This is a genomic window from Mesorhizobium sp. M7A.F.Ca.CA.001.04.2.1, assembly GCF_003998485.1.
Taxonomy (GTDB): Bacteria; Pseudomonadota; Alphaproteobacteria; order Rhizobiales; family Rhizobiaceae; genus Mesorhizobium; species Mesorhizobium ciceri.
Genome location: NZ_RZQT01000316.1, coordinates 1 through 255, shown reverse-complemented (window position 1 = coordinate 255; position 255 = coordinate 1). Strand labels below are relative to the sequence as shown.

Sequence of the window (255 nt, the reverse complement as noted above, 5' to 3'; positions counted from 1 at the left end):
AACAGGTTCGACTGGGGCGACCGGTTCGACCGGCGCCACAGGTGCAACCGGTGATACCGGAGCAACTGGCTCGACCGGATCGACAGGTTCGACCGGCTCTACTGGGGCAACAGGTTCGACCGGATCGGCCGGAGCAACTGGCTCGACCGGATCGACAGGTTCGACCGGCTCTACTGGGGCAACAGGTTCGACCGGATCGACTGGAGCAACAGGCTCTACTGGAGCAACCGGCTCGACCGGTGATACCGGAGCAAC

At 63.9% G+C, this 255-nt stretch carries 1 protein-coding gene; it reads right to left on the bottom strand.

Translation table 11 applies throughout. The features are described from left to right. A partial coding sequence (locus tag EN955_RS35825; RefSeq protein WP_245492861.1) for a hypothetical protein occupies positions 1-255 on the bottom strand: 255 nt, incomplete at both ends.